This window comes from Stenotrophomonas sp. FW305-3-2-15-E-LB1, from assembly GCF_058787375.1.
On the sequence record NZ_JBYSZR010000001.1, the window covers coordinates 52,005 to 74,587 of the forward strand.

39 protein-coding genes and 1 tRNA gene are annotated in these 22,583 nt (G+C 65.6%); 13 read left to right on the top strand and 27 right to left on the bottom strand.

Going from position 1 to position 22,583, the window contains the following annotated elements; translation table 11 throughout:
- Window positions 1-10 precede the first annotated feature (10 nt).
- The 20 genes from AC3WL7_RS00195 to AC3WL7_RS00290 form a co-directional block, all read right to left on the bottom strand.
- Window positions 11-853, bottom strand: coding sequence for a head maturation protease, ClpP-related (locus AC3WL7_RS00195; RefSeq protein ID WP_492748844.1), 843 nt, complete (start codon window positions 851-853; stop codon window positions 11-13).
- A complete protein-coding gene (locus tag AC3WL7_RS00200) occupies window positions 831-2,105 on the bottom strand; it encodes a phage portal protein (protein ID WP_492748846.1) in 1,275 nt (424 codons plus the stop codon). Before AC3WL7_RS00200 ends, AC3WL7_RS00195 begins: the two co-directional genes overlap by 23 nt.
- 8 nt (window positions 2,106-2,113) lie before the next feature.
- Window positions 2,114-3,814: a terminase large subunit gene (locus AC3WL7_RS00205; protein ID WP_492748848.1), complete on the bottom strand. Its 1,701-nt coding sequence runs from the start codon at window positions 3,812-3,814 to the stop codon at window positions 2,114-2,116.
- Between the two features lies 1 nt (window position 3,815).
- A complete protein-coding gene (locus AC3WL7_RS00210; RefSeq protein WP_492748849.1) occupies window positions 3,816-4,253 on the bottom strand; it encodes a hypothetical protein in 438 nt (145 codons plus the stop codon).
- Window positions 4,254-4,363: 110 nt separating this feature from the next.
- Window positions 4,364-4,696 carry an HNH endonuclease gene (locus AC3WL7_RS00215; protein WP_492748850.1) on the bottom strand — a complete coding sequence of 111 codons (333 nt, stop codon included), beginning with the start codon at window positions 4,694-4,696 and terminating at the stop codon, window positions 4,364-4,366.
- Entirely contained in the window at window positions 4,696-4,905 is a 210-nt protein-coding gene (locus AC3WL7_RS00220) for a hypothetical protein (RefSeq protein ID WP_492748852.1), read from the bottom strand. The genes AC3WL7_RS00215 and AC3WL7_RS00220 overlap by 1 nt, the downstream gene beginning before the upstream one ends.
- Window positions 4,898-5,365, bottom strand: coding sequence for a lysis system i-spanin subunit Rz (locus AC3WL7_RS00225; RefSeq protein ID WP_492748854.1), 468 nt, complete (start codon window positions 5,363-5,365; stop codon window positions 4,898-4,900). The genes AC3WL7_RS00220 and AC3WL7_RS00225 overlap by 8 nt, the downstream gene beginning before the upstream one ends.
- Window positions 5,362-5,826 carry a lysozyme gene (locus AC3WL7_RS00230; RefSeq protein ID WP_492748856.1) on the bottom strand — a complete coding sequence of 155 codons (465 nt, stop codon included), beginning with the start codon at window positions 5,824-5,826 and terminating at the stop codon, window positions 5,362-5,364. The genes AC3WL7_RS00225 and AC3WL7_RS00230 overlap by 4 nt, the downstream gene beginning before the upstream one ends.
- Window positions 5,823-6,020: a hypothetical protein gene (locus AC3WL7_RS00235; protein ID WP_108767924.1), complete on the bottom strand. Its 198-nt coding sequence runs from the start codon at window positions 6,018-6,020 to the stop codon at window positions 5,823-5,825. The genes AC3WL7_RS00230 and AC3WL7_RS00235 overlap by 4 nt, the downstream gene beginning before the upstream one ends.
- Window positions 6,021-6,209: 189 nt before the next feature.
- Complete coding sequence (locus tag AC3WL7_RS00240; protein WP_492748859.1) at window positions 6,210-6,908, bottom strand: hypothetical protein; 699 nt, start codon at window positions 6,906-6,908, stop codon at window positions 6,210-6,212.
- Entirely contained in the window at window positions 6,905-7,096 is a 192-nt protein-coding gene (locus AC3WL7_RS00245) for a hypothetical protein (RefSeq protein ID WP_313141816.1), read from the bottom strand. The genes AC3WL7_RS00240 and AC3WL7_RS00245 overlap by 4 nt, the downstream gene beginning before the upstream one ends.
- 92 nt (window positions 7,097-7,188) lie before the next feature.
- Window positions 7,189-7,563 carry a hypothetical protein gene (locus AC3WL7_RS00250; RefSeq protein WP_492748861.1) on the bottom strand — a complete coding sequence of 125 codons (375 nt, stop codon included), beginning with the start codon at window positions 7,561-7,563 and terminating at the stop codon, window positions 7,189-7,191.
- Window positions 7,564-7,604: 41 nt separating this feature from the next.
- Window positions 7,605-7,745 (bottom strand): hypothetical protein, encoded by a 141-nt coding sequence (locus tag AC3WL7_RS00255; protein ID WP_492748862.1) that lies wholly within the window; start codon window positions 7,743-7,745, stop codon window positions 7,605-7,607.
- Window positions 7,746-7,804: 59 nt separating this feature from the next.
- The gene (locus AC3WL7_RS00260) at window positions 7,805-8,173 is read right to left on the bottom strand and encodes a Ref family recombination enhancement nuclease (RefSeq protein ID WP_492748863.1); all 369 of its coding nucleotides are present in this window, start codon (window positions 8,171-8,173) and stop codon (window positions 7,805-7,807) included.
- Window positions 8,173-8,367: a hypothetical protein gene (locus AC3WL7_RS00265; RefSeq protein WP_108762330.1), complete on the bottom strand. Its 195-nt coding sequence runs from the start codon at window positions 8,365-8,367 to the stop codon at window positions 8,173-8,175. The genes AC3WL7_RS00260 and AC3WL7_RS00265 overlap by 1 nt, the downstream gene beginning before the upstream one ends.
- Window positions 8,364-9,035, bottom strand: coding sequence for a hypothetical protein (locus AC3WL7_RS00270; protein ID WP_492748865.1), 672 nt, complete (start codon window positions 9,033-9,035; stop codon window positions 8,364-8,366). Before AC3WL7_RS00270 ends, AC3WL7_RS00265 begins: the two co-directional genes overlap by 4 nt.
- On the bottom strand, window positions 9,025-9,921 hold the full coding sequence (locus tag AC3WL7_RS00275; protein WP_492748867.1) for a helix-turn-helix domain-containing protein: 897 nt from the start codon (window positions 9,919-9,921) through the stop codon (window positions 9,025-9,027). Before AC3WL7_RS00275 ends, AC3WL7_RS00270 begins: the two co-directional genes overlap by 11 nt.
- 1 nt (window position 9,922) lies before the next feature.
- A complete protein-coding gene (locus tag AC3WL7_RS00280) occupies window positions 9,923-10,234 on the bottom strand; it encodes a winged helix-turn-helix domain-containing protein (protein WP_492748868.1) in 312 nt (103 codons plus the stop codon).
- Window positions 10,231-10,761, bottom strand: coding sequence for a phage regulatory CII family protein (locus AC3WL7_RS00285; protein WP_108767914.1), 531 nt, complete (start codon window positions 10,759-10,761; stop codon window positions 10,231-10,233). Before AC3WL7_RS00285 ends, AC3WL7_RS00280 begins: the two co-directional genes overlap by 4 nt.
- A 110-nt stretch (window positions 10,762-10,871) precedes the next feature.
- On the bottom strand, window positions 10,872-11,303 hold the full coding sequence (locus AC3WL7_RS00290; RefSeq protein WP_108767913.1) for a transcriptional regulator: 432 nt from the start codon (window positions 11,301-11,303) through the stop codon (window positions 10,872-10,874).
- A gap of 81 nt (window positions 11,304-11,384) precedes the next feature.
- On the opposite strand from AC3WL7_RS00290, the gene AC3WL7_RS00295 reads away from it, so the two are divergent.
- The 8 genes from AC3WL7_RS00295 to AC3WL7_RS00330 all read left to right on the top strand — a co-directional run bounded on the left by AC3WL7_RS00295 (window position 11,385) and on the right by AC3WL7_RS00330 (window position 13,886).
- Window positions 11,385-11,882 carry a helix-turn-helix domain-containing protein gene (locus AC3WL7_RS00295; RefSeq protein WP_108767912.1) on the top strand — a complete coding sequence of 166 codons (498 nt, stop codon included), beginning with the start codon at window positions 11,385-11,387 and terminating at the stop codon, window positions 11,880-11,882.
- Window positions 11,824-12,165: a hypothetical protein gene (locus tag AC3WL7_RS00300; protein WP_492748870.1), complete on the top strand. Its 342-nt coding sequence runs from the start codon at window positions 11,824-11,826 to the stop codon at window positions 12,163-12,165. Before AC3WL7_RS00295 ends, AC3WL7_RS00300 begins: the two co-directional genes overlap by 59 nt.
- 151 nt (window positions 12,166-12,316) lie before the next feature.
- Window positions 12,317-12,541 (top strand): hypothetical protein, encoded by a 225-nt coding sequence (locus tag AC3WL7_RS00305; RefSeq protein WP_108767911.1) that lies wholly within the window; start codon window positions 12,317-12,319, stop codon window positions 12,539-12,541.
- Window positions 12,538-12,765, top strand: coding sequence for a hypothetical protein (locus AC3WL7_RS00310; protein ID WP_492748872.1), 228 nt, complete (start codon window positions 12,538-12,540; stop codon window positions 12,763-12,765). The genes AC3WL7_RS00305 and AC3WL7_RS00310 overlap by 4 nt, the downstream gene beginning before the upstream one ends.
- A complete protein-coding gene (locus AC3WL7_RS00315; protein ID WP_492748873.1) occupies window positions 12,762-13,190 on the top strand; it encodes a hypothetical protein in 429 nt (142 codons plus the stop codon). Before AC3WL7_RS00310 ends, AC3WL7_RS00315 begins: the two co-directional genes overlap by 4 nt.
- The gene (locus tag AC3WL7_RS00320) at window positions 13,187-13,354 is read left to right on the top strand and encodes a hypothetical protein (RefSeq protein WP_492748875.1); all 168 of its coding nucleotides are present in this window, start codon (window positions 13,187-13,189) and stop codon (window positions 13,352-13,354) included. The genes AC3WL7_RS00315 and AC3WL7_RS00320 overlap by 4 nt, the downstream gene beginning before the upstream one ends.
- The gene (locus AC3WL7_RS00325) at window positions 13,354-13,596 is read left to right on the top strand and encodes a hypothetical protein (protein ID WP_492748876.1); all 243 of its coding nucleotides are present in this window, start codon (window positions 13,354-13,356) and stop codon (window positions 13,594-13,596) included. The genes AC3WL7_RS00320 and AC3WL7_RS00325 overlap by 1 nt, the downstream gene beginning before the upstream one ends.
- Window positions 13,597-13,673: 77 nt before the next feature.
- Window positions 13,674-13,886: a hypothetical protein gene (locus AC3WL7_RS00330; protein WP_492748878.1), complete on the top strand. Its 213-nt coding sequence runs from the start codon at window positions 13,674-13,676 to the stop codon at window positions 13,884-13,886.
- Window positions 13,887-13,918: 32 nt separating this feature from the next.
- On the opposite strand, the gene AC3WL7_RS00335 is transcribed toward AC3WL7_RS00330, so the two are convergent.
- The gene (locus AC3WL7_RS00335; protein WP_492748880.1) at window positions 13,919-14,146 is read right to left on the bottom strand and encodes a hypothetical protein; all 228 of its coding nucleotides are present in this window, start codon (window positions 14,144-14,146) and stop codon (window positions 13,919-13,921) included.
- Window positions 14,147-14,221: 75 nt separating this feature from the next.
- Complete coding sequence (locus AC3WL7_RS00340; protein WP_492748882.1) at window positions 14,222-14,446, bottom strand: hypothetical protein; 225 nt, start codon at window positions 14,444-14,446, stop codon at window positions 14,222-14,224.
- A gap of 82 nt (window positions 14,447-14,528) precedes the next feature.
- Here AC3WL7_RS00340 and AC3WL7_RS00345 point away from each other — a divergent pair, with 82 nt between their 5' ends.
- The 5 genes from AC3WL7_RS00345 to AC3WL7_RS00365 are packed head-to-tail and all read left to right on the top strand — an operon-like array spanning window position 14,529 to window position 17,385.
- A complete protein-coding gene (locus AC3WL7_RS00345) occupies window positions 14,529-14,816 on the top strand; it encodes a hypothetical protein (protein WP_492748884.1) in 288 nt (95 codons plus the stop codon).
- Window positions 14,816-16,300, top strand: a complete 1,485-nt coding sequence (locus AC3WL7_RS00350) for a DNA cytosine methyltransferase (protein WP_492748886.1) — start codon at window positions 14,816-14,818, stop codon at window positions 16,298-16,300. Before AC3WL7_RS00345 ends, AC3WL7_RS00350 begins: the two co-directional genes overlap by 1 nt.
- Window positions 16,297-16,884: a hypothetical protein gene (locus AC3WL7_RS00355; protein ID WP_492748887.1), complete on the top strand. Its 588-nt coding sequence runs from the start codon at window positions 16,297-16,299 to the stop codon at window positions 16,882-16,884. Before AC3WL7_RS00350 ends, AC3WL7_RS00355 begins: the two co-directional genes overlap by 4 nt.
- Entirely contained in the window at window positions 16,881-17,195 is a 315-nt protein-coding gene (locus AC3WL7_RS00360; RefSeq protein ID WP_492748889.1) for a hypothetical protein, read from the top strand. Before AC3WL7_RS00355 ends, AC3WL7_RS00360 begins: the two co-directional genes overlap by 4 nt.
- Entirely contained in the window at window positions 17,182-17,385 is a 204-nt protein-coding gene (locus AC3WL7_RS00365; RefSeq protein ID WP_021202704.1) for a helix-turn-helix transcriptional regulator, read from the top strand. The genes AC3WL7_RS00360 and AC3WL7_RS00365 overlap by 14 nt, the downstream gene beginning before the upstream one ends.
- 77 nt (window positions 17,386-17,462) lie before the next feature.
- Here AC3WL7_RS00365 and AC3WL7_RS00370 read toward each other — a convergent pair.
- The 5 genes from AC3WL7_RS00370 to recA form a co-directional block, all read right to left on the bottom strand.
- A tRNA-Ser gene (locus AC3WL7_RS00370) sits at window positions 17,463-17,555 on the bottom strand.
- Window positions 17,556-17,634: 79 nt separating this feature from the next.
- Entirely contained in the window at window positions 17,635-17,838 is a 204-nt protein-coding gene (csrA, locus tag AC3WL7_RS00375; protein ID WP_079221459.1) for a carbon storage regulator CsrA, read from the bottom strand.
- 151 nt (window positions 17,839-17,989) lie between these two features.
- Window positions 17,990-20,638, bottom strand: a complete 2,649-nt coding sequence (gene alaS / locus AC3WL7_RS00380; RefSeq protein WP_492748894.1) for an alanine--tRNA ligase — start codon at window positions 20,636-20,638, stop codon at window positions 17,990-17,992.
- Between the two features lie 111 nt (window positions 20,639-20,749).
- A complete protein-coding gene (gene recX / locus AC3WL7_RS00385; protein ID WP_492748896.1) occupies window positions 20,750-21,238 on the bottom strand; it encodes a recombination regulator RecX in 489 nt (162 codons plus the stop codon).
- Between the two features lie 111 nt (window positions 21,239-21,349).
- Window positions 21,350-22,387 (bottom strand): recombinase RecA, encoded by a 1,038-nt coding sequence (recA, locus tag AC3WL7_RS00390; RefSeq protein WP_079221456.1) that lies wholly within the window; start codon window positions 22,385-22,387, stop codon window positions 21,350-21,352.
- Window positions 22,388-22,583 lie beyond the last annotated feature (196 nt).

The window sequence follows — 22,583 nt, forward strand, 5'->3', positions numbered from 1 at the left end:
TGTAGGCCCTTTAGGCTCTGAGGTTGTCGAGAAGGCCCTGCAACAGGGCCGAGGTTTCGTTGTCGCTAGCGCTCGGCGTAGCGGATCCGGCAGCGCTCGGCTTGCCGTTGAACAGTGACTTCAGGGTGTCGCGTCGCATGGAACGGGAGTGCCCGGCCTTCGCCATTGCCGCCTCGACCAAGGCCAAGGCCTTGCGCCCACCAGATGCCTGCTTGGCATCCTTGGTCGCGGCCGCCCCGTCCAGAAGGCCATCGGCAAAGCCATCGTCTACCGCCTGGGCGGCGCCGATCCAGGTCTCTTCGTCCATCATCCGGGCAGCTTCGGCTTCGGAGATGCCCGTGCGGGCGGCGTACACCTTGGCCATGGCTGCGTCGAACGGCTCCAGCAGCTTTGCTGCGTCAGCCATATCGTGGCGATTGCCGATGGCCACTGCCCAAGCGTTGTGGATCATCAGGAACGACCCGTCGCCCATCAGGATCTCGTCGCCAGCCATCGCGATCACCGACGCGGCCGATGCAGCCAGCCCCATGACCTGCACGGTCACGCGGCCGGGGTGCTCACGCAGCAGATTGTAGATCGCAACGCCCTCGAAGAAATCGCCACCGGGCGAGTTGACGTTCACCACCACGTCCTTATCGCCAATGGCTCGCAGGGCAGCACTGATCCGCTTGGCGGTGACGCCAGTACCCTCCCAGTTCTCGCCGATGGAGTCATAGATCGAGATGCTATTCGCGTCGTTGCCGGCGGCCCGTACTTCGGGCTCCCAGCGCTCCAGGGCATCGGGACGCATGTCGAACTGGGCGGCGCCGAGTCGTCGCTCGGCTCGGATTTCAGGCAGCTGCCGAAGGCTCATTGCTCTTTCCCTTCTGTGTCATGGGGTTGACCAGGTCGTTGGCCCCGGGCTGATCCGATTCCGGGTAGTCGAGAAGGTCGCGGACCTCGTTCTGCGTGTGGAACGGCGCCGTGCCACCCGAGCCGAGAGCGGCCTTGAAGAAATCGGCCTGATCCTTGAGCGTGCCGCGCATCAGCGCCCGCACATTGAACTTCGGCTGGAAGCGCTCCAGGTCCCGCTCGGCGATCAGGGAACGCGCGACGGCCTGCTCCCAGTTGGTGAAGTGCTCCAACATCGTGTACTGAAGGAAGAAGATCCCCAGCTGCTCGATGCCTGTGCCCCAACTGGTATCACTCAGGAACAGGAGCGGGCGTGGAACGCCGTATAGCCTGGCCACTTCCTCCACCTGCGCGCTGCGGTTCTCGACGTGTTGGGCCTCTTGGGCGGTGCTGCCGAACTTGTTGGCCTTGGCGTTCTCTTCCAGCAGCATCCAGCGCTGCGCGGCGGCGGCCCCGGAATACTCGGTGTCCAGGGAATTGCGCATCCGGTCATACGCCACGTCACTGAGCGCATTCGGCACCTCGATGGCGCCGCCAGCCATGTTGCCAGTCTCAAAGATCCGGCTCGCTGCATGTTCCGCATCCAGTGCCAGGCGGATGGCCCGGTCTGCCAGTTTCATTCTGGACAGGCTAGTCACGCCATCCACGGACAGATCCCGGATGTGAAGAACCTCCTCTTGCTTGAGGATTACCTCGCCGCGCTTCTTGCTGTTGTACCGGTAGATCATCCGCCAGTCGTCGCCGAGCTCAGCGCGAACCGCGAGGGAGTCCAGCGGTATCAGGTGGATGGGCCGGCCGGCGGACCAGATGATTCTCGCGTAACCATCGCCGTGCCGTTGGCGGGCCAGCTCCATCTGCCGCTTGAACTCCAACGGCGTCTGCCACGGATTCGGCTTGATCTTGAGCAGGCGATGCGCGGGGTGCTCAGTCGCGATCCGCTTCTTCCCGCCCGACTCAACCAGGTTCAGGGGCAGCATGCCGATGGTCCCGCAGATCAGGGATAGGCACCTCAGCACCGCCATGTTGCGTAGCTGGAAGCTGCCACCGCCATGACCACCACGGGACCGCATGAACTCCAGCAAGGCGGGATCATTCATCCCGGAGAAGTGACCGGCCTCAGCGCGCGCGCCAGGCGTCGAAGGTGACTCAGTGGCCGCTGGCGGGTTCCAGTACCGGTCCAGAGACGCCAGGGCTTCGGCATTGAAACGAGACATGTGGTTCCTTATAGGAATCTGATGCCGCGGCTCTCGTACACGGAGGGGCCACGAGCAGATGGATTGAGTGCCATCAACGAAACCGCGTTGAACAGCGCCATCAGCGGGTCGATCTTTGCCGTGCCGCTGACCTGCTTGGTGATCGTGATGGCGTTCCCGGCAGGAACCACCTTTGCATTGCTAACGCACCACGCCATAAGCGGCTGGCCGGCGTGGATCAGGTCGCCACCGGCCAAGGCGCGCTCGGTCGTTTTGATGGCGCCATTGAGCTTCCAGCCCTGAGACACCGCTACGATCTGCTTTAGATCGACCCCGCGTGACTCCGTGGTCAGTTCGTCGACAATCGCACCGATGCCGGCTGGATCAACGCCGATGGCGTTCTCCTCCGGCATCAGTCCTGCTGCTTTAATCTTGCAGATCGCATCAGCGACCTGGTCAACATCCTGTCCCGGCAGCTTCACAATTGTCAGGTCGCCTGCCGCCTCAAACTCTTGAAGCTTGGTGACAATGTCCTTGCGGCGCTGCAGAACGATCTCATGCGCCCATGCGTGGGCCCAGGCCAACCACTTTCGCGTTCCGCGCTCACGTCCGACAGCAACCAAACCCAGAAGATCATCGAGGCCGCCGCCGTCGATCCCGCTGGTGACAACCTCGCATCGCTGTAGCAGGTCATCCAGTGTTGCCACGCGTTCCGGCTTGGCCTGCTGCAGCCAGAAGTCAGCTCCGGCCCAGCGGTCCGAGCGCAGGTTCAGCCCTACCTCGACGTTGGCATGCTTGGCCAAGAAGCCCCGCAGGGAATGCTCTCCAGCTTGATCGGCCTTCTCGTACTCACGTCGCAGGAACTCCGAGTCCACAGAGACCCCGAAATTGGGATTCACCAGCGGCATGTTCTCCAGCTTCAGGTGATCACCTGCGCTGACCATTTCCGGCGGATGCTCGTACAGCACGGGCAGCGACTGGGGATCCAGGATCCTTCCGTCGCGCACGTCCCGCATGCGCTGCAGGTCCTGTCTGAACACGCCGGCCGGTGGCTCGTCGGACTGAGTCGTCAGTTTGATGACGATCCCTTCAGGCCTTGAGGCCAACCCACCGACTGCCTCGCGAAACATCGCCTCAGCATTTGGCCGCTTGCCGAAAAGCCATTCCTCGTCGATCAGAACCCAGCTCGCCTTCTTGCCACCGACAGTTTCACTGTCTGCGGCAACCACCTTCAGGGTGGCTCCCATCGTTCTATGGGTGATGGTGCGCACATGGTCCTGCACATGGAATAGCTCGGACAGGTCGTCATCGACCTTGATCATGTCCCGCGCTGGAGCAAAAGCGTTGTTCGCGATCTCCACCGTCGGCGCCAGGATGATCATCTCAGCCGACACGCGCCAGTTCAGGATCAGCGCGGTCACCATGATCCCCGCCGCCAGCGTGGACTTGCTGTTCTTCTTGGGGATAAGCATCAGCACTTCGCGAATCAGCCGGCGCCCGGTCTCAGCGTCGTATGCGCCGAAGATGGCCGCGACGAAGTCGAAAACCCATGACTCGCATGCCTCACCAAAGGTCGGGCTGCCGGGCGCATCGACGATACGCAGCTGCTTGAACACCGCCAGCGCCTCCTGGGCCTGAACGGGATAGATCGGTGGCGGGATGATCGACTGCCCGGCCACCAGCCTCTCGGCCCAGTCGGGGCATGCGGTCGTATAGAGCGGCACGCCCATATCAGTTCATCCTCGGCCGGGGTGGCGCAGAGGGGGCGAATCGGCCCGCCACCGCCTCGGCCTTCTTTTGCCGCTCCTCCTTCTTGCCGCCCTCACCCTTCTTCGCGTGGGTATAGGGCAATGCAGCAGAGGCAGCCTTTACCTGAATAGCCGTAGCCGCGACCTGGCCAAGGGCGATCCGCTGGAGCAGGGTGAGCATGTCCGTCTCTTCCTGCTCGACAGCGACAGCATTGGTGCGCTTCAAGGCACCGCCTTTCGGCTGGGGCTCCAGCTGGACCTCTACCGCAGCGGCCTTCTTGGCCGGCTCCGCGGCGGCCTTCGTATTTGCTGATTTCTTAGGCGGCGCGGGCGTTGAAAGCTTTGGCTTTCGACCGGCGCCAGGCCTTGCGCCGCCTGCGTTCTTACGCGCGCCGCCGCTCTTGCCTTTGACACCTGCCATTTGCTGATTTCCATTCCTGCGGGATTTTTTTCCACGCGTGCGGGGGGACGCGTGTCGGATGGCGGGAGGTCGGATACTTTTGCCTCCCCCTCCCACTTATCCACAGGCGACTATCGACGCTGGGCGTTCCCGAACCCTCCGTCCTCACGCGCCGTCTTCACGCTGTGGCACTTCACACAAAGGGTCTGCCAGTTGCTGCCGTCGGCGGGGTTGTTCCCGCTGTCGCCATCGATGTGGTCCACGTGGGCCTCACCCTTGCCACCAACGACACGGCCACAGCTGCGGCAGGTGTAGTGATCCCGCAGCAGCACCGAATCCCGAATACGGCGCCACGCGGCACTGTTGGTGGGTAGGGCGCGGGTCGCCTGTCTATTGATAGGTGACGGCGCGAACCTCGATCCGACCCTTGCCAGACGCGACGGGACCGTGCGGAGACGTGGCATCAGTAGGGCTTCCCATCCAAGTCGGCGCGCGCAGGGTCGGCGCCTTCTTCCGGCAGTGGCATGCCGGCCTCCTCGCCCAGAAGCTGCGCCACGGCCTGGACCAAAAGGCCCACGTGTGCGCCAAGCTCAGCGATCTGCTTGTACTGCTCCACGATGGTGGCGTGCTGCTGCTCAGCCAGCCGCAGCAGCCTGTCCAGTCGGTCATCCACCACGGTCCACCTCGATCACTGCTTGACTGGCGCGGACGTGGTCGTCGGCGTCACGTCCGATTTGAACAGCAGCTCCCGCAACCTCTGCTCGTAGTTCGGCGTGCGCATCACGTTCGACGGCGCCGGCGACGGCTTGGGACAGGAGGCTGGTGCTGCAGGTGGCGAGGTCGTCGCGCAGCTGGAGACGACCAGCGCGCAGGTCAGCCACAACAGCAGCAGGGACGGCCTGGGCCGCACTACGGTCTTCTTCATGCTTGGCTCCGATGTTGGCCAGGTCTTCGGCTTGCTGGTGTTCGACAGCTCGGGACTGCTGCTCAACCTGTAAGGCTTGCTTACCGGTTGCCACCTGGCTCAGTGCCTCGCTGCCCTCGGCGCGGTCACCGCGCCACGCCCAGCCTGCACCGAACATGGCTGCGGACCAGAGGACGAACGCGGCGAGCACTGCTGCAGGGTGCGTCATGACCGGCCCTCGCACATGGCGCGCTCAGCAGCACGGCGGTTGGCCAGCCCCTGCACGCGATTACCGCCCGCGTAGACCCAGCGCTCCAACTCGGGGCACCAGGCCGCTGCAGGCTGGCCTTCGTTGATCTTGCGCACCAGCGTCGAGTTGCAGGCTGCCGCCACGCCGACGTTGTAGGTCCAGCTCAGCACCGCCGCCCACTGACGTTCGCCGAGCGGCACCTTGATGCACCGGCTCACACTGCTCAGGTAGCTGCCTAGCCGGCTATTGAGCTTTTCAGCGCACTCCTGCTGGGTATAGACCGCCTTGTCCGGGCGGCTGGTGTCGCCGTAGCAGTAGGTGGCCACACCTACCATGTCGATGTAAGGGGTGGGCGAGTAGCCTTCCCACGGCTGCACCAGCGCGGTGGCAGCCAAGGCGATCACCGCAGCGGCGCTTGCGCCAAGGATCTTGGCCTTCATGCCTGAGCCCTCTGCCGCCACTCGCGGATCCAGCGCCACCCGAGATAGCTGATCTGGCCGACCAGGTAGATGATCGTCAGCACCACCACCACGCGGTCGAGGTTCGCACCTGCGGCAACCGCGCTGGCCACCGCTGCCGGCGGCGCAGCCTTCACTGCAGCACCTGCGGCAGTGCCAATGATTTCGTCCTTCATGGTGGCCCCGTTGCTTGTCCGGTTCGGCATATGCCCCTCCCGGTTGATAGGTGCCCGCCCCTAGCGCCGGCTGGGCACGAGAGTTAGTCCGGCTGGGACGCGGGCAAAGAAAAAGCCCCGGCTTGGCCGGGGCTTGCGATTGGATGGTGGCAAGAATGCCCCCTTTTCCGATGACCTAGGAAGTCATCGCTATGCGGCCTGCGTAAGGGCCTTGTTGAACTGGACGACAGCGCGCGCCTCAGCCGCGCTAAAGCTGGCCAGCATCCACTCGTACACCGGCCGCCAAAACCGGCTGTATGCCGAACAGTCAGCACCGATTGCCGCTGCACGCCTGCGCCCGCTGAACGGGTCGTAGCCACTTCCGGCGCAGCGGGGGCACTTCACGACGCCAGCAACATTCGGATCCGTAACGACCTTCTTCCCACCGCAGCCCGGGCACTCGCAGCGGCCGGCCATTTCGTCCATCACCGCCGTGGCCAGCACGCCCAGCTGCTCCATGGTGTTGTTCGGCCACGCTGCAGCGCGCGCGTCATCCAGGGCCTGCTCCGTACGCCGCAGCTCCCGGCGCTGCTTATCGGTGGTCTGGCCGCCGGTCCAGCCAATGCAGGCTTTGGCAATGCCGAAGCTCGTCCTGGCATCTGCAAGGGCATGCATCTGGCGGGTGAACTCAGGCGCCACCAGCCCGATCACCTCCTGTCGCAGCTGCTCACGGCGGCGTGCCCCACTCTCGGGCCACCACAGCGCCTCCATCAGCTCACGGCCCAGCCCGTGGTGGACGTATGCCAGGGCGGCCAAGATCGTCTCCGTAGACGGCCCACCAGGGCTGCCGTCAAAACTCATTGCCTTCGGGCCCGTCCCGCTGGACAGCAGCTCGCGCGCGTCTTTCATCCCTTTCCCCTTAATCGATCTCGTCGGTTGATTTCGCGGCGCAGCGCGCGTGATCGGCGCAGCGCCTGCTCGGCCTCCCCGCGCTGGTCCGGTGCCGTCCACGCCCGGTTCCATCGCATTTCGGCTATCTCCTGCTGCAGGCTGCTCAGCAGCCCCAGCGCCTTGTCGTCATAGCGGGTCAGGTCCATTCACCCAGCATTGCGCGCGCCCGTCGCAACGGCCGCGACCACCCTTACTGCGCGGTGCCAAACCGAGCGATCAGCGCCGCATCAGCCAGCGCCTACCCTTCTGCCTTCTTTCCCAGCGCATCCCATGCCGGCCACAGCTGCACAGCGCGCGACCTGGCCGCATCCTTGTCTGCACCGATCAGGCCGGCCCGCTTCTTCCATGCCTGCGGCGTCACCAGCGTGGTCGGGATCATCAGCGCCGCCACCACGCCCTCAGCCACCCCCGCGGCATGGCCGAACCCGAAGGAAGACGCCACACCCTGGCGCGGCATGCTGTGGACCTGCTCGATGTAGGCGTGCTGCACGTCGTGGTGCCCGAGGAACCGGGCCAGCGCGGCAGAGTCGAGTCGGCTCGACTTCCCCAGCCGCACCAACGGGGCACGGATCCACTCCACCGGGACCAAGTCGCGGTCGCCGGCCAGCAGCACGACGGCACCGCTGCAACCTGGGTCGATTCCAACCACTCGCCTCATGCTGCCTGCTCCCAGCTGGCCGTCAGGATCTGCACCTTGCCGCCGCGCGCCTTGAACTGCTCCACCGTCTCGGATGGGCCAGCGGCGTTCTTCCCCGGCTTCGCGCGCTTGGGCCGGGATACCGTGTTGTGGTCCATCCGCCGTTCGCGAGGCGCACGCTGGGGGTTGACCCGGGGTGCCTGGGCCTTCGTTTTCTTCATGCTGCTGCCCTCAGTTCGTTGATGTAGGTCTGCTGTTCAATCAGCTCGTCGTCCGAGCCGTACTTTTCGTGGAACGTCCTGGAGCCATCCTTCAAACTCCAGCCGTAAACGCTTGCCATCCACGCGAACGACCGTCCTTCCTGCGGGATGCGTTCGTGGTGCCACTGGCACATGGCGAACCCGAACGCGTGGCCGCGCCGGATGTTTCCCGACTTGCAGTGGTGGTAGTCGCATCCGTAGACGACGAGGTGCTTTGGCAGGACGTTGCGCATGTGCAGGAGGATGCAAACCATGCACGGCCCCAGCTTTGCCTTCCGAATACGGCGGGCCTCTTCCTTCGTCGGCGGCGGTGCCTTCGACCACATCAGCGCAGCTCCGGCACGGGGCCGGCATAGCGGGTGATCGGGATCTGGCGCATGCCGTCACGCCACACGGTCATGCCACGCGTCGCGTACAGCACCAGCGGCTTGATCCCGTAGCCATAGGCCAGATACCAGCCGGCCTCTGCCACCGGCTCCGACGCCGGCCGCACTTCCAGTTCGACGTGGTCCTGCCTCATGCCGCGGCGTCCTGAGTGGAACCGAACAGCTCGGCGATCTCCGCCAGCCGCCTCCGGGTGCGCTCGTTCGCTTCCGGGCTGGCCTCCACTCGACCGGCCAGCAGGGCCAACGGGTTGAACGCGGGCGTGGGCGCCAGCAAGGCCAGGTGCTCCGCCACCTGCTGGTGCGCCAACCGGCCGCCGTCGACCGCCAGCTGCAGCGCTGCGGCCCGGGCGCTGGCGTCGTGGCCCAGCGACGGCTGGTAGACGGCGCAGCCACCCACAGCGCGCGCGCTCTTCACCAACCGGGCGTACACCTCCAGGAACGCCTGCCGGGCTGCGATCTTGTCGCCCTCCTCGACCAGTGGCAGCGCCGCCGTCCATGCGTCCCGGGTCTGCTCGGTCCACACCAGAGTTACCGCCTCGTCAGTGGCACGGATGGCCACGGCCCATGCTTCGTTCGGGGCCGGATGGCCGTCGTCGATGCGCTCCATGATCGCGGCCAGGCTCAGCCGGCCCTTTACCTCGCGGCGGCACGCGGTCAGCGCCTCGGCCAGGACGCGCAGCGGGTAGGTCACCAGATCGGTGACCATGTAGGCCGCAGCGGTCGGACGGATCTGCTCGCCCATCACCTCGGCCGTGGCCACCAGCATTTCGACCAGCGTGTCCTGTTCGGCATCACTGAGCATTTGCGTTCCCCTTCATGCGGCGCAGCAGCGCCTTGGCGTCGTCGGCGGCGGAGGCGTTGGCTTGGGTCTGGTCCTGCTGGTTGGCGCTGGTGGCGGTCATCTGGCGCCCGGTAGCCCACTGCGTGCGGTACGCCTCGGCCCCGGCCAACAGCACGCCCAGGTCGTGCATCCGCTTCACGGCGTAGTTCTCGTTGACGCTCAGGAACCAGCCGGCCACCAGCGGCGCCTCTTCACGGCCCAAGCGTTTCACCAGATCCCGAACGTTGGTGTTGACCTTGGCGTTGCGGACGGGGTCCACACCGTGACGGATGCGGTATGCAGCCCGGTAGGCAGCCCACGTCGCCTTGCAGGCCAGCTGCATCTGCTCTTCCTGCTCCGCCTTCGTCAGCGGCGCGGCCGACAGGCCCGCCGGAGATGACGGTTCTTCTGACGGTTCATTGGTGGTTATATGACGGTTAGGCGGCACGGGGCGCACCTCCAGACCTGCGCCCGGTGCATCCCCTCCTGCAGCGGGCGCATCCCCACCTGCAGCGGGCGCACCCCCTGCATGGGGCGCAGCACCTGCGCCCGGTGCAGCACCCGATTTGCCAGCCTTGCGAGTGCCCTTCGAAGGCGCTGCGGCCTTGTCGAAGTTGGCCGGGGTGACGTTGTAGACCGTGCTGCTGTTGAACCGACGATCACGGGTCAGCAGGCCAACGACCTCCAGATGATCCATCGCGGTGCGCACAGCGCGCGGGGACATGCAGCAGCGCGCTGCGATGGTCCCAACTGCCGGCCAGCACACGCCGTCGTCGTTCGCCTGGTCGGCCAGCGAGATCAGCACCGCCTTCTGCGTGACGCTCAGGCCCTGCAGCGGCCAGCACTGCGACATGATGATGGTCGACATGTCAGAGCCCCAGCGACAGGTTTTCGCCCGGGGCTACCGGGAACCACGTGCAGGCGCTCTTGCCCGTCGTGGCACACGGCGCTGCAGGGCCGCGCCAGATCTTCCCTTGGCGGGCCAGCTCCGGCAGGCGACGGCCGAGCATGTGGCGGTCAAGGCCAGTCAGCGCGGCCAGATGCAGGCTGCTCTGCCCAGGGTGGCGATGCACGGCTGCTGCAGCGCGCGTCTGCTGGTCCAGCAGCTTGCCGGTGGCGACGAGGTCCGCCGCAGCCGCATGGCTGCTGTTGGGATCGTTGGAGCGAGCCAGACCGGTCATCGGGCCGCCCTCCCTTTCGCTGCAGCACGCGCGACGTTGCGCTCCAGGCGATTGGCCATCGTCCGCAGCGCGCGGATCTCGGCAATCATCTGCTCGGCCTCGGCGTTCGTGATGGTCGAGTCGGCGATGGCCTCCACGGCCGTGCCGGACAGCTTCCCCACCCGGCTGGTGATCTCCAGCAGCTTCATCTGGATGGCGCCGATCTCGTCGGACCAGCCGCCTTCCGGCGCCGGCGGCACCACGTCGGCAGCCATGCCGAAGCGCGCCACCAAAGACTGCAGCCAGCCCAGCGCGCGCTCACCGCCGCCAGCCTGCTCCTGCATCCACTCGGTCAGCAGTTCGGCGATCTGGAGCGTCACCGACTCACCCTCAAGCCCGCGCAGCTTTGCTCGCAGTGTTTCGGGATGCATCGACTTGCCCCGGCGCTGGGCCAGGTAAGCGGCAGCAGCTTCCACACCACCCGGCGTCTCGCGCACGGAGTTGTAGAGGTTGTCGAGCCAGTTGAGCGAGGAGGTACGGCAGGTCATCGGGTCACCTTGGGAGGGACGGTGTTTCAGGGTTTCGGGCTGGACCCGGGCGGCGCACGATGGGCGCCATGGACAGAGACAACTCAGGGACGACGGCCAGGGATGGCCTTTCAGGCGGTGTCGACAGGGCCAATGCGGTCGGCATCGGGGTCGAGGCTGACCGGGGCGACCGGGGCCTGGTCGCCAATGCCGAGCAGACGCAGAACTTGCGGCAGCGCGGGCACGGCGCCAGCGCTCGGCCAGAGCGCGACCTGCTCGACCGGCAGGGACAGCACGATGGCCAAGTGGGCGTCGGTGCTGAGGCCGAGCTTTTCCAGCAGCTGCTGCTTGGTGACCGGAGCAAGGTCGGCGGCGGCGCCGAAGATCTCTGGGCAGAGCTCATGCCGGGAAACTCCCGTGGCCCGCTCGATTCCCAGGACCTGGGCTGCGGGAATGCTGGACCGGGATTTCCAGTTGCTGACGGCGCTCTGGCGAACACCAAGGGCAGCGGCGAGAGAAGTCACGCCACCAGCGGCTTTTACGGCTTTGTCGAGAGCGTCCATGCGAGGAGCATCACATATCGTGATCCTTCAAGCAACACAATTCGTGTTAGCGCCGCATCACATACCGTGAAGAATCCCGGTATGGCCTTCTCTGACAATCTCCGCGCCGCCCGGATCAATGCCGGCATGACCCAGGAAGCACTGGCGCTCGCCTGCGGCTGGTCTGGTCAAAGCCGTATCGCGAACTACGAATCATCAGCGGCCAGCGCGCGCGAGCCCAAGGTGTCAGAAGTGCCGCTACTGGCCAACGCCCTAGGCGTCAGCATCGCGTCCCTGTTCGGCGAAGCGCCGGCGTCTCAGTCCCCGCGACCCGCTCCTGCAATCCTTGCCGAAACCCACCGGTTCCTGGCCAAGGCGTTCGGAACACTCGGCAAGGCCTTCGATATCGAGACGGATGCTGATCTGTTCGCGGATGTGTACGAATGGATCTTGAACGACGAACGCCCCGCAGATCAGCGGAACCTGGTGGATTTCGCAGCATGGCGCGAGAAGCGCGATCTACACAGGGGAACTGCAACACATGAGCAAAACGGACGAGCTGCTGCACAAGCTGATGGAGCGGATAAGCGCCGCGCCTGACAAACAGCCTGCGCCCCGCCCGGCTACAGGGAAGCGCTCCGCGCACTTCGATGCTGTCGCACGCGAGAGCCATCTGCGCATGATCCGAACGTTGGCCAAGGTCTATAGCCCGTTCGGCGTTCAACTCATCATCGACCAAGCAACGCTGGGGCACGCATCGATAGATGACCTCGGCGATGACGACCTAATCGAGCTGCACCGCAATCTGGACCGCGCCCGCGAGTGCATCCGCGACGACGTGTCCTTCGAAGACGCTGGGCTGATCCGGAACCAGTTCGACTAGCCCAACCCTCTTTTTCTGAACAGAACTACCGCCGTTCAGAAAATGTACACCCAAACATCACGTTTCGTGTTGCATCAATAATCACACTGTGTGATCTTAGCCCCGTCGCCCAACGCAGCCCCATCCCGGGGCCGGGCGCAGGAGATCACACATGGCCAGCCTGTCCCTCGGCGCCGCCAGCATCGCGCCCACCGTCCTCTCCATGGACGCCCTTGGCAAAGTTGCCGTAAAGCTCGGCTTTGCCTCGCTCTACCTCGATCCGGCCGAAGCCGACCAGCTCGCACTGGAGCTGCAGCGCGCGGCACAGGCGCTGCGCATGAGCGGCACCACCGCCAAGCAGTACACCGACGCCCTGAGCGGCAAGGACGCGGCATGAGCGCCGTCGCCATCCTGGTAGGCCCGCAGCAGCGCGGCCGCGCCGTCGCGGACGCCGTCCGCATCGCAGCCCTGCGCGTCGGTCACCGCCCCGACTTCGCCAACACCGTCGCCGACCTGGCACGGCTCGACTTCCTGCGCGGCGGCAGCGCCGCGGCTGCCATCAGCCGCATGAAGCACTCGCTGCGCCGTGGCCCGCAGCGCGCGCAAGGCGGTGCTGCGTGAGCGCCCTCGCCCCCGCCGCAATGCAGACGCTGACCCTGCCGCGCGGCGAAGACCTGCAGCGCGCCGACGCCTCGCCGCCCAGCAAGTTCACCGGCTTCGTCGTCGGCCCGTTCTTCTGCCATCACGTCTACAGCGACGACGAGTCGACCATGATGGGTGATCGCACCAACACCGAGCTGGGCGAATGGCAGGTGACCCACGTCACCACTGGTGCCTGCGTACTGCGCGGCCTGCCGACGCCGTTCCGCGCCCTCTGGCTGGCCGAGAAGCTGTTCGCCTTCCCCGAGTTCAACCAGGGCTCATTCAAGGCCATCAAAGAAGCCCTGGCGCCGCACGAGGAAGAAATCGCCTCCCTGCGGTGGGAAGCCAAGGTGGGCAACTGCCAGCACGCCTGCAATTTCAGCTTCACGGGCCTGCAGGCATGACCGACCAGGACTTCTTCGCGCAGATGCAGATCGGCATCCCGCACATCCCCTCGCCCGCGGCACCCGCAGCCGCCCGCTGCGAGTGCGACCACACCAACCACCACGTGTGCGACGACTGCGATGCGGTTGACCGTGCATTGAAGCAGCACGGAGCGAACCAGTGATGCACCACCTGGCCCTGCCCTTCTACTGCGCCGTGATCGTCGGCGTGCTGCTCGCCATCCTCGCCCGCGCCCTCTACACCGGCGCCGATACCTTCGTCCTCCTCTCCTTGGGCGGCATCGCGTACTTCGGCTGGCACGGCTGGAAGGACGCACGCCGCTGCTGGCCTGCCTTCCGCGCCGGAATGCGGCGCCGCACCGACGAGCGCCGCCGCCGGGCCATGCCCGCAGACGACACGCACTGAGCAACCGCCCGCCCGGGCAACCGGGCTCCGCCGCCGGCCGGACTTCCACTCGCCGGCAACCCATCCCAGGGAACCGCATGCGCAACCAGCTCGACATCTTCAAGGACGACCCGGTCCGCATGGCCAAGGCCAACCGCGAAGCCGCCGACCACGCGCTGACCGACAAGCAGTTCACCGAAAGCGAGCGCCAGGAGCGCGCCGCCTACTACACCCGCGAGGCAGAGCGCTGGGAATTCAGCGCCGGCCTCGGCGGCCAGCAGATCCACGGCGCAAAGGAGCCGCGAGCATGAGCAGTTACAGCATCATCCCGGGCCAGCGCGGCTCAGGCCTCTCGAGCCTGGTCTGCAATGTGCTTCTCGATGGCAGCCATGGCGAGCTGCATGGCGTCGCCTTTGTTGCGGATCACGCCGGCGCGCGGCGCGGCCACGGCGACACCTTCCACCGTGGCCGTGAACTCAAATTCGTCCTCCACCTGGCTGGTGATCTCGACGCGGAACCTGCGCCCATCGATCACGCCCTGCAGAGTCCGGCGAAAGCCCTCTGTCTTCATTTCGGTTCCCCAACCGTCAGCGATGGCAAATCTACTTCACGGCAAAGCCTGATGAAAAGGGCCAGATCTGGCGGCTCAGTACCAGTCGGCCCCCATCAGCTCCGACAGAAGCGCCTCGGTCTTGGCAGCCGCGTCCTCCCGCGACTCCACGGCTATGTCCAAGCCCGATCGGCTCGGGCCGTAGACCACATGGAAACCAATCATCGTCCCGCGGCCAAACCGGCCAATCCCATCCAGCACCACCCGGACCGTCACGTCGCGGCCCCGAATTTTCAGATTCCAGTCTTCTTGCCTGTGCATCCCATCACCTTCGCACCTGCGCCGTTCCGGTGCGCTTACCCGAAAAGCATACACAGCGCGCGCCCGGCGCAGGATTCGACCAATGGCTGACGAGACCGCAACCCTGTGCCCGTACTACCACGGCCCGGTGTGGGACGCCTTCGGGCTCACCCGCTCCGCCTACGTGGTCGTGCCGCGCCGGACCCTGCAGTCCATGCCGCTGGAGTGGCAGCAGCGCTTCGTCGCGCTGATGGAAGAAGCGCACGCCCACCTGCCCACCGAAGCCTTCCCCGACTACACCGTGCAGCGCCAGGAGCGCGGCCGGTTCCTCACCGACCCGCTGCGTGACTACCGCCACACCGGCCCGATCGCTCCCAAGGAACACGCCTGATGCGCTACTTCTCTCTCTTCTCCGGCATGGAAGCGGCCCACCTCGCGTGGGCGCCACTGGGGTGGACCTGCGTTGGCGTATCCGAGATCGAGCCAGCCGCTTGCGCACTGCTGCGCTACCGCCTGCCTCACGTTCCAAATCTCGGAAGCGTCACTGAGATCACCGACGAGCAGATCAAGGCTCTGGGCGCTTTCGACGTTCTGATCGGAGGCAGCCCGTGCCAGGACCTGTCCGTCGCGGGACGCCGCGCGGGCCTCGCTGGCGCGCGCTCCAGCCTGTTCCACCACCAGATGAGGATCTTCAATGCAGCTCGACATTTTTGCGGCACCCGCTGGCTCGTCTGGGAAAACGTCCCAGGTGCTTTCAGCAGCAACCAGGGCAGAGACTTTGCTGTCGTGGTTGGTTCGATGGCAGGAACCGACCTGCCTGTGCCCCCAGGTGGCTGGGGATCCGAAGGCGTTGCGCTGGGTGACAACGGCCTGGTCGAATGGTCCGTGCTTGACGCGCAGTGGTTCGGAGTGGCGCAGCGGCGCCGTCGCGTGTTCGCTGTCCTCGATACTGGAAACTGGTCCGATAGACCCCCGGTACTTCTTGAGCCCGATCGCCTGCGCGGGGATTCTGCGCCGCGCCGCGACACGGGGGAAAGCGTTACCGGCACCCTTAGCGCGCGCACTCAAGGTGGCGGCGGGCTCGGAACGGACTTTGAGTGCCAAGGCGGCTTAGTTGCCGGGACACTTAGCGCTAACAACAAAGCGGCCGGCAGCGCCACAAATCAGGACGCCCATGCGGGCCTCCTAATTCCGGCTGTCGCCCATACGCTACGCGCCGAAGGTTTTGATGCAAGCGAGGATGGGACAGGGCGTGGCACACCTCTTGTGCCGGTTGCATTCGCGCAGAACCAACGCGACGAAGTTCGCTGCATGGAAATTGCTGGCACGCTAGCCGCGCAGCCAGGTACGAAGCAGCAAACCTATATCGCATTTGGTTGCAAGGACAGTGACCCCACCAGAAGCGTGAGCGATCAAGTCGCCCCGACCTTGCGGGCGATGGGGCATCAAGAGGGCCATGCAAATGCGGGCGGCCAAGTGGCCGTCGCCTACTCGACCAAGCTCCACAATACCTCCAGCAACAACGCGGGAAAGCTGTTCAGGGAGCGGACTACCTGCCTGGACGCCAACAGTCCGGCACCTGCGCTGCTGACACCTAACCAGGTGCGTCGCCTCACCCCGCGCGAGTGCGAGCGCCTCCAGGGCGCGCCTGATGACTGGACCTTGGTGCCGAAGCTTGGCAAGGCTAGAAAGCAACGGAAGAACGAGCCGGATGCCCACTACGCCGACTACATGCAGCGGCATTCCGGCAGCGCTGACAACGGCCCCCGCCTGGCCGACGGCCCGCGCTATCGATTGCTGGGCAACAGCTTCGCAGTACCGAACATTCGATGGATTGGAAAGCAGATTCAGGCAGCACAGGAGGCATCCGCTTGAGCACCACGTTTCCCACAAGCCCGGAGGCCGCCGCTGACGTCTGCCAAGCATCCTCGCCCGTCGCCGCGGTCGTCGCCACCATGCGCCGCCTGGGCGCCGCCGGCGCGCCGATCTCCGTCGACCAGGTCCGCGAGTGGAGCGACACCCTGCTCCAAGAGCTGTATTCCCAGCCGCCTGTGCGCTGGGAGTACCGGAACAAGAACGACACGGGGTCAGGGTGCTGGGTGACAGCCACACCGGAGCACGTCTATCACGCTCGCATTCGCGGTTGGGTCGTGCGTGCCCTGTGGGAAGCCCCACGTGTGGCCCAGCCCGAGCGAGACCACGCATTCAAGGCGGGCGTCTGCACCAGGTGCGGCGATCCCGAGGACTGGGCCGGGCCGGATTGCATGCCGCCGGCCAAACCCGTGGAGCCGCGCGCAACGCTGCCATTCGATCCCCGGTGGCTGCTCCAACCCCTGCGATGGCTACGCGATGCCGGACCCGGCGCCCTCAACCGCTACGACCGCGAACACCGCGCCAAGCAAGCCTCCTTCCTGATCGAACAGCTTGAAGCTCAATACCCGGAGTGCCAGAAGCCATGACGCAGAAACACATCAGCCATCCCGAAGGCCTGCCGAACTGCGCCGTCGGCCACCGCGCGCGCCACATCCACGACCTGCGCGGCCCCGCCGCCGGCGGTGGCCACCTGGTCGAGTGCGCCTGCAGGGCGACCAGCAAGAGCCAGGATCCGAAGAAGGCTCTGGCCGAGTGGCGCCGCATCAACCGCCCGGCACGCAGCGCGCGACCTGCGCCCGCGCCGGAAGTCGCCGACAACGTGGTGCAGTTCAACCTCGGCTTGGTCGATCAGTCGACAAAGCTGCAGCGCGCGGGAGGCAACCATGGGCGCCGCTGAGCGAATGGAAGAACTCCTGTCGCTGGATCGCGTTCGGCAGATGACCGGTATGGGCACGACCTTCATCTACGGCGAGATCAAAGCCGGCCGCTTCCCCCGTTCAATCCGCATCGGCCGCCGCGCACTGTGGATACAATCCGAGGTGCAGGGTTGGGTTCGGCAGCAGATCGCGCAGAATCGACCGCTGTAGGTGGATGGGTAGCTGGGCGGGTAGGAAATGTTGGGGCAACAAAAAAGCCCCTATTTCTAGGGGCTTTTTTGAACATCTGGCGGAGCGAGAGGGATTCGAACCCTCGATAGAGCTTTTGACCCTATACTCCCTTAGCAGGGGAGCCCCTTCAGCCACTCGGGCATCGCTCCGGGGTTTTCTCCGCGTCTGGTGCGGTGCACCTCAGCGGGGCGTGAATCATAACGTTAATCAGACGCGAAGGTAAAGCTTTTATTCGCCGGAATTTTCGCTTCCGGTGCTGCCGGCTTCGTCACCACGCTGGATGCGCTGGTAGATCTCTTCGCGATGCACAGCAACGTCCTTCGGCGCGGTGATACCGATACGCACCTGGTTGCCCTTGACGCCGAGCACGGTGACGCTCACCGAGTCTCCGATCATCAGGGTTTCGCCGACGCGGCGAGTCAAGATCAACATTTTTGCAAGTCTCCATGGAACCGTGTGGAAGGGTATCCCCCACCGGCTTGACGCTCCGTCAAGAAGCGTCCCCACGACAAAGGGAAAAGATTTCGCAATGGTACCGTCAGCCGTCCCGCTCCTACAAGGAGGGGGACGGCAGGGGTTCACATCACAGGCGGGGGCTGACCCATTCGACGACCGCGGCCAGAGCGGTAGCAAGGGCGGGCCCGTCCTCGCCACCACCCTGGGCGAGGTCCGGGCGTCCGCCGCCCTTGCCCCCGATCTGACTGGCGATGTGGGACAACAGTTCCCCGGCCTTGACCTTGCCCATTGCACTGCCGTTCACACCCGCGACCAGGGCAGCCTTGCCGTCCTGGGTGCCGGCCAGCACGATCACGGCATTGCCCAGCTGTTGCTTCAGGCGGTCCATGGCGTCACGCAGGGCCTTGGCATCAAAGCCTTCCAGGCGTGCGGCCAGCACCTTCACACCGGCAACCTCGACGGCCTGGCTGGAAAGGTCCGCAGTGGCGCCGGCGGCGACCTTGGCCTTCACGGCTTCCAGTTCGCGTTCCAGCTGCTTCTGGCGCAGGCCGAGGGCACGGATCTTCTCGACCACGTCGGCGGCGCTGCCACCGAGCAGTTCGGCCGCTTCGGCCAGGCGGGCTTCCTCGGCGTCCACGTAATCCAGGGCACCCTGGCCGGTGACGGCCTCGATGCGGCGCACGCCCGCCGAGACACCGCCTTCGGAGGTGATCTTGAACAGGCCGATGTCACCGGTACGGCTGACGTGGGTACCGCCACACAGTTCGGTGGAGTAATCGCCCATCTTCAGCACACGGACGTTCTCGCCGTACTTCTCGCCAAACAGGGCCATCGCGCCGAAGTCCAGCGCTTCCTGCATGCCCATGTTGTGCACTTCGGCGGCGTTGTTGGCGCGCACCTGCTGGTTGACCTTGCGCTCGATCACGGCCAGTTCTTCGGCACTGATCGGCTGGAAGTGCGAGAAGTCGAAACGCAGGCGGTCCGGTGCGACCAGCGAACCCTTCTGCTGCACGTGGGTGCCCAGCACTTCGCGCAGGGCGGCATGCAGCAGGTGGGTGGCCGAATGGTTGAGGATGGTGGCGCCACGGCGCTCGCCATCGACCTGGCCGGATAGTACGTCGCCGACCTTCAGGCCGCCCTCGGACAGGGTGCCGACGTGGCCATGGAACTGGCCCGCGAACTTCTGGGTGTCGCTCACGACCAGGCGCACACCGTTGCCGGTCAGCACGCCGGTGTCACCCACCTGGCCGCCGGATTCGGCGTAGAACGGCGTCTGGTTGGTGATGACGATCACCGCGTCGCCGGCGTCTGCCGACTGCGCCGGACGGCCGTCCTTGAGCAGGGCCAGCACGGTCAGGCCGTCGGCCTGCAGGCGGTCGTAGCCCAGGAACAGGGTCGGGGTCAGGGTCGCCACCAGCTCGGCCGGCAGGGTCACGCCGCCACCGAACTTGCCGGCGGCACGCGCGGTCTCGCGCTGCTGCTCCATCGCCGCGTCGAAGCCGTCGGTATCGACCGTCAGCTCGCGCTCGCGGGCGATGTCCTGGGTCAGGTCCAGCGGGAAGCCGTAGGTGTCGTACAGGCGGAAGGCGTCAACGCCGGGGATCACGCCATTGCTGGCCTTGGCCGCCACGTCCTCGAAGATCTTCATGCCGGCATCGAGGGTTTCGGCGAAACGCTCTTCCTCGGCCTGCAGCGCACGGACGACGGTGTCGGCCTGGGCCGGCAGTTCTGGGTAAGCCTCACCCATCAGCTCGACCAGGGTCGGCACCAGCTTGCTGAAGAACGGCTGGCGCACGCCCAGCATCCAGCCGTGGCGCAGGGCGCGGCGGATGATGCGGCGCAAGACATAGCCGCGGCCTTCGTTGGACGGCAGCACGCCGTCGACGATCAGGAACGAGCAGGCGCGGATGTGATCGGCGATCACGCGCAGCGACTTGTTCTCCAGGTCGGCCATGCCGGTCAGCTCGGACGCCTTGCGGATCAGCGCCTGGAACAGGTCGATCTCGTAATTGGTGTGCACGTGCTGGAGGATCGCCGCCAGGCGCTCCAGGCCCATGCCGGTATCCACGCAGGGTGCCGGCAGCGGCACCAGGGTGCCGTCGCTCTGGCGGTCGAACTGCATGAACACCAGGTTCCAGATCTCGATGAAGCGGTCACCGTCTTCATCCGGCGAGCCCGGGGGACCGCCCGCGATGTGGTCGCCGTGGTCGTAGAAGATCTCGGTGCACGGGCCGCAGGGGCCGGTGTCGGCCATCTGCCAGAAGTTGTCCGACGCGTACGGGGCACCCTTGTTGTCGCCGATGCGCACGATGCGCTCTTCCGGGATGCCCACCATGTCGCGCCAGAGCGCGTAGGCCTCATCGTCGGTCTGGTAGACGGTGACCAGCAGGCGCTCGGCCGGCAGCTTCCAGACCTGGGTCAGCAGTTCCCATGCCCAGGCGATGGCGTCCTTCTTGAAGTAATCACCGAAGGACCAGTTGCCCAGCATTTCGAAGAAGGTGTGGTGACGCGCGGTGTAGCCGACCTGGTCGAGATCGTTGTGCTTGCCACCGGCGCGCAGGCAGCGCTGGACGTCGGCCGCGCGCACGTAGCTGCGCTTTTCCGCGCCCAGGAACACGTCCTTGAACTGGACCATGCCGGAGTTGGTGAACAGCAGGGTCGGATCATTGCCCGGCACCAGCGGCGCCGACGGCACGATGGTGTGGCCTTTGCCCTTGAAGAACTCAAGGAAGTCGCTGCGGATCTGGGAGGTCGTGAATTTGGCGGGTGCGTTCATTGAGGGGGCTGGCAGTGTGCGGGCCGGCAGCCCCGAACCGCCGGCCTCACTGGCCAGGGTCGTAACGGACCGCCGAAAACCTAAAGGGTATCAGGCCCGGCGCCGCCAGTCTCAGTCATCCGGGTCGAAGCGGGTCGCACGGCGGATACTGTCCCCGTCGAAGCCCCGCCGGGCCAGCAGATCGGCGGCCTTGCGCCGCTGCGCCAGATCCTGCGGGCCATCCTCGCCAAAGCGGCGGCGCACCAGATCGCGGGCATTTTCCTGCCAGTCGCCCTCGTAGGTCTCCATCGCGGCGGCAATCGCCGCGCTGTCCAGGCCATGGGTCCCCAGCTCGGCACGGACGTGGATCGGCCCATAGCCGGTATTGGCGCGCATCCGGACGAGATTTTCCGCAAAGCGGGTGTCGTCCTGCCAGCCGGCCTCGGTCACCTTGGCGACGGCAGCCTCGGCGGCCTCGCCTTCAATACCGCGTGCGGTCAGCTTGCGGGTCAGCTCCTTGCGCGAATGCTCACGCCGTACCAGCAGGCCCAGGGCACGCTGTACGGGGGTCTGTTCGCGCGGCCGGCGCTTGCGGCCGGTGGGGGCGTCGGCATCGGACATCTGCTACTCCAAGGGTGGCGCCGTCCCTGGCACCCTGCCCGTCCGTGGGCGGTTCGAACCTGCGGGACAGGGCGACGTCACTGACGGCGCCGCCCTGCCCCACAGCAAGTCTTACTCGTCGTCGCCGTCGTCGTCGCCTTCCTCGCGGGCGGCTTCGGACGGCTGGAACTTCTCGCGCAGCTCGGCCTCGAGCTTGGCGGCGACGGTCGGGTTGTCACGCAGGTAGCCGCGGGCGTTGTCCTTGCCCTGGCCGATGCGCTCTTCACCGTAGCTGTACCAGGCACCGGCCTTCTCGACCAGCTTGGCATCCACGCCCATGTCGATCAGCTCGCCCTCGCGGCTGATGCCTTCGCCGTACAGGATCTCGGTGATGACCTGCTTGAACGGCGGCGCCAGCTTGTTCTTGACGACCTTGATCTTGGTCTGGTTGCCGATGATCTCGTCGCCCTTCTTGATCGCGCCGATACGGCGGATGTCCAGGCGCACCGAGGCATAGAACTTCAGCGCGTTGCCGCCGGTGGTCACTTCCGGGCTCTGGCCCGGCATCATCACGCCGATCTTCATGCGCAGCTGGTTGATGAAGACCACCAGGGTGTTGGAGCGCTTGATGTTGCCGGTCAGCTTGCGCAGCGCCTGGCTCATCAGGCGGGCCTGCAGGCCCGGCAGCTGATCACCCATTTCGCCTTCGATTTCGGCCTTGGGGGTCAGCGCGGCGACCGAGTCGACCACCAGGATGTCCACCGAGCCCGAACGGACCAGCATGTCGGCGATTTCCAGCGCCTGCTCACCGGTATCCGGCTGCGACAGCAGCAGGTCGTCCACGTTCACGCCCAGCTTGGCGGCGTAGATCGGGTCCAGTGCGTGCTCGGCGTCGATGAACGCAGCAGTGCCGCCCATCTTCTGGCATTCGGCGATGGCCTGCAGGGTCAGGGTGGTCTTGCCCGACGACTCCGGACCGTAGATTTCAACGACACGACCCTTCGGCAGGCCACCGATGCCCAGTGCGATGTCGAGCATCAGCGAGCCGGTCGGGATCGCTTCAACGGGTTCGACCACGCGGTCGCCCATGCGCATCACCGAGCCCTTGCCGAACTGCTTCTCGATCTGGCCCAGAGCAGCAGCCAATGCGCGCTTTTTGTTCTCGTCCATCGTGTTGCTCCTAGCAGAGGTCATGTCGTTGGGGGTGCTGTCTTTCGGGGTCTTCTTTGCCATGGGTTCACTTTAAGTCGGATGTATCGCACAGGCTGAGATTCTGCCCGGCGCTCAGAAAAGAATTATCGGACATCCGTACCAACCTCAGTGGAACCAGAGAATCGCCACAAAAGACCGCGGGGTAATGCTGGTG

What these genes read in the sequence shown, in the direction of transcription:
- AC3WL7_RS00350 (WP_492748886.1), top strand. Translation starts at nt 14,816, where the DNA reads ATGCGCTACTTCTCTCTCTTCTCCGGCATGGAAGCGGCCCACCTCGCG.
- AC3WL7_RS00285 (WP_108767914.1), bottom strand. Translation starts at nt 10,761, where the DNA reads ATGACCTGCCGTACCTCCTCGCTCAACTGGCTCGACAACCTCTACAAC.
- AC3WL7_RS00330 (WP_492748878.1), top strand. Translation starts at nt 13,674, where the DNA reads ATGCGCAACCAGCTCGACATCTTCAAGGACGACCCGGTCCGCATGGCC.
- AC3WL7_RS00320 (WP_492748875.1), top strand. Translation starts at nt 13,187, where the DNA reads ATGACCGACCAGGACTTCTTCGCGCAGATGCAGATCGGCATCCCGCAC.
- recX (WP_492748896.1), bottom strand. Translation starts at nt 21,238, where the DNA reads ATGTCCGATGCCGACGCCCCCACCGGCCGCAAGCGCCGGCCGCGCGAA.
- AC3WL7_RS00340 (WP_492748882.1), bottom strand. Translation starts at nt 14,446, where the DNA reads ATGCACAGGCAAGAAGACTGGAATCTGAAAATTCGGGGCCGCGACGTG.
- AC3WL7_RS00200 (WP_492748846.1), bottom strand. Translation starts at nt 2,105, where the DNA reads ATGTCTCGTTTCAATGCCGAAGCCCTGGCGTCTCTGGACCGGTACTGG.
- AC3WL7_RS00225 (WP_492748854.1), bottom strand. Translation starts at nt 5,365, where the DNA reads ATGACGCACCCTGCAGCAGTGCTCGCCGCGTTCGTCCTCTGGTCCGCA.
- AC3WL7_RS00280 (WP_492748868.1), bottom strand. Translation starts at nt 10,234, where the DNA reads ATGACCGGTCTGGCTCGCTCCAACGATCCCAACAGCAGCCATGCGGCT.
- AC3WL7_RS00365 (WP_021202704.1), top strand. Translation starts at nt 17,182, where the DNA reads ATGGGCGCCGCTGAGCGAATGGAAGAACTCCTGTCGCTGGATCGCGTT.
- AC3WL7_RS00360 (WP_492748889.1), top strand. Translation starts at nt 16,881, where the DNA reads ATGACGCAGAAACACATCAGCCATCCCGAAGGCCTGCCGAACTGCGCC.
- AC3WL7_RS00290 (WP_108767913.1), bottom strand. Translation starts at nt 11,303, where the DNA reads ATGGACGCTCTCGACAAAGCCGTAAAAGCCGCTGGTGGCGTGACTTCT.
- alaS (WP_492748894.1), bottom strand. Translation starts at nt 20,638, where the DNA reads ATGAACGCACCCGCCAAATTCACGACCTCCCAGATCCGCAGCGACTTC.
- AC3WL7_RS00335 (WP_492748880.1), bottom strand. Translation starts at nt 14,146, where the DNA reads ATGAAGACAGAGGGCTTTCGCCGGACTCTGCAGGGCGTGATCGATGGG.
- AC3WL7_RS00300 (WP_492748870.1), top strand. Translation starts at nt 11,824, where the DNA reads ATGAGCAAAACGGACGAGCTGCTGCACAAGCTGATGGAGCGGATAAGC.
- AC3WL7_RS00215 (WP_492748850.1), bottom strand. Translation starts at nt 4,696, where the DNA reads ATGCCACGTCTCCGCACGGTCCCGTCGCGTCTGGCAAGGGTCGGATCG.
- AC3WL7_RS00245 (WP_313141816.1), bottom strand. Translation starts at nt 7,096, where the DNA reads ATGGACCTGACCCGCTATGACGACAAGGCGCTGGGGCTGCTGAGCAGC.
- AC3WL7_RS00305 (WP_108767911.1), top strand. Translation starts at nt 12,317, where the DNA reads ATGGCCAGCCTGTCCCTCGGCGCCGCCAGCATCGCGCCCACCGTCCTC.
- AC3WL7_RS00255 (WP_492748862.1), bottom strand. Translation starts at nt 7,745, where the DNA reads ATGGACCACAACACGGTATCCCGGCCCAAGCGCGCGAAGCCGGGGAAG.
- AC3WL7_RS00195 (WP_492748844.1), bottom strand. Translation starts at nt 853, where the DNA reads ATGAGCCTTCGGCAGCTGCCTGAAATCCGAGCCGAGCGACGACTCGGC.
- AC3WL7_RS00260 (WP_492748863.1), bottom strand. Translation starts at nt 8,173, where the DNA reads ATGTGGTCGAAGGCACCGCCGCCGACGAAGGAAGAGGCCCGCCGTATT.
- AC3WL7_RS00240 (WP_492748859.1), bottom strand. Translation starts at nt 6,908, where the DNA reads ATGAAAGACGCGCGCGAGCTGCTGTCCAGCGGGACGGGCCCGAAGGCA.
- AC3WL7_RS00295 (WP_108767912.1), top strand. Translation starts at nt 11,385, where the DNA reads ATGGCCTTCTCTGACAATCTCCGCGCCGCCCGGATCAATGCCGGCATG.
- AC3WL7_RS00325 (WP_492748876.1), top strand. Translation starts at nt 13,354, where the DNA reads ATGCACCACCTGGCCCTGCCCTTCTACTGCGCCGTGATCGTCGGCGTG.
- AC3WL7_RS00345 (WP_492748884.1), top strand. Translation starts at nt 14,529, where the DNA reads ATGGCTGACGAGACCGCAACCCTGTGCCCGTACTACCACGGCCCGGTG.
- AC3WL7_RS00210 (WP_492748849.1), bottom strand. Translation starts at nt 4,253, where the DNA reads ATGGCAGGTGTCAAAGGCAAGAGCGGCGGCGCGCGTAAGAACGCAGGC.
- AC3WL7_RS00270 (WP_492748865.1), bottom strand. Translation starts at nt 9,035, where the DNA reads ATGCTCAGTGATGCCGAACAGGACACGCTGGTCGAAATGCTGGTGGCC.
- AC3WL7_RS00235 (WP_108767924.1), bottom strand. Translation starts at nt 6,020, where the DNA reads ATGAAGGACGAAATCATTGGCACTGCCGCAGGTGCTGCAGTGAAGGCT.
- AC3WL7_RS00310 (WP_492748872.1), top strand. Translation starts at nt 12,538, where the DNA reads ATGAGCGCCGTCGCCATCCTGGTAGGCCCGCAGCAGCGCGGCCGCGCC.
- AC3WL7_RS00275 (WP_492748867.1), bottom strand. Translation starts at nt 9,921, where the DNA reads ATGTCGACCATCATCATGTCGCAGTGCTGGCCGCTGCAGGGCCTGAGC.
- AC3WL7_RS00205 (WP_492748848.1), bottom strand. Translation starts at nt 3,814, where the DNA reads ATGGGCGTGCCGCTCTATACGACCGCATGCCCCGACTGGGCCGAGAGG.
- csrA (WP_079221459.1), bottom strand. Translation starts at nt 17,838, where the DNA reads ATGTTGATCTTGACTCGCCGCGTCGGCGAAACCCTGATGATCGGAGAC.
- AC3WL7_RS00230 (WP_492748856.1), bottom strand. Translation starts at nt 5,826, where the DNA reads ATGAAGGCCAAGATCCTTGGCGCAAGCGCCGCTGCGGTGATCGCCTTG.
- AC3WL7_RS00265 (WP_108762330.1), bottom strand. Translation starts at nt 8,367, where the DNA reads ATGAGGCAGGACCACGTCGAACTGGAAGTGCGGCCGGCGTCGGAGCCG.
- recA (WP_079221456.1), bottom strand. Translation starts at nt 22,387, where the DNA reads ATGGACGAGAACAAAAAGCGCGCATTGGCTGCTGCTCTGGGCCAGATC.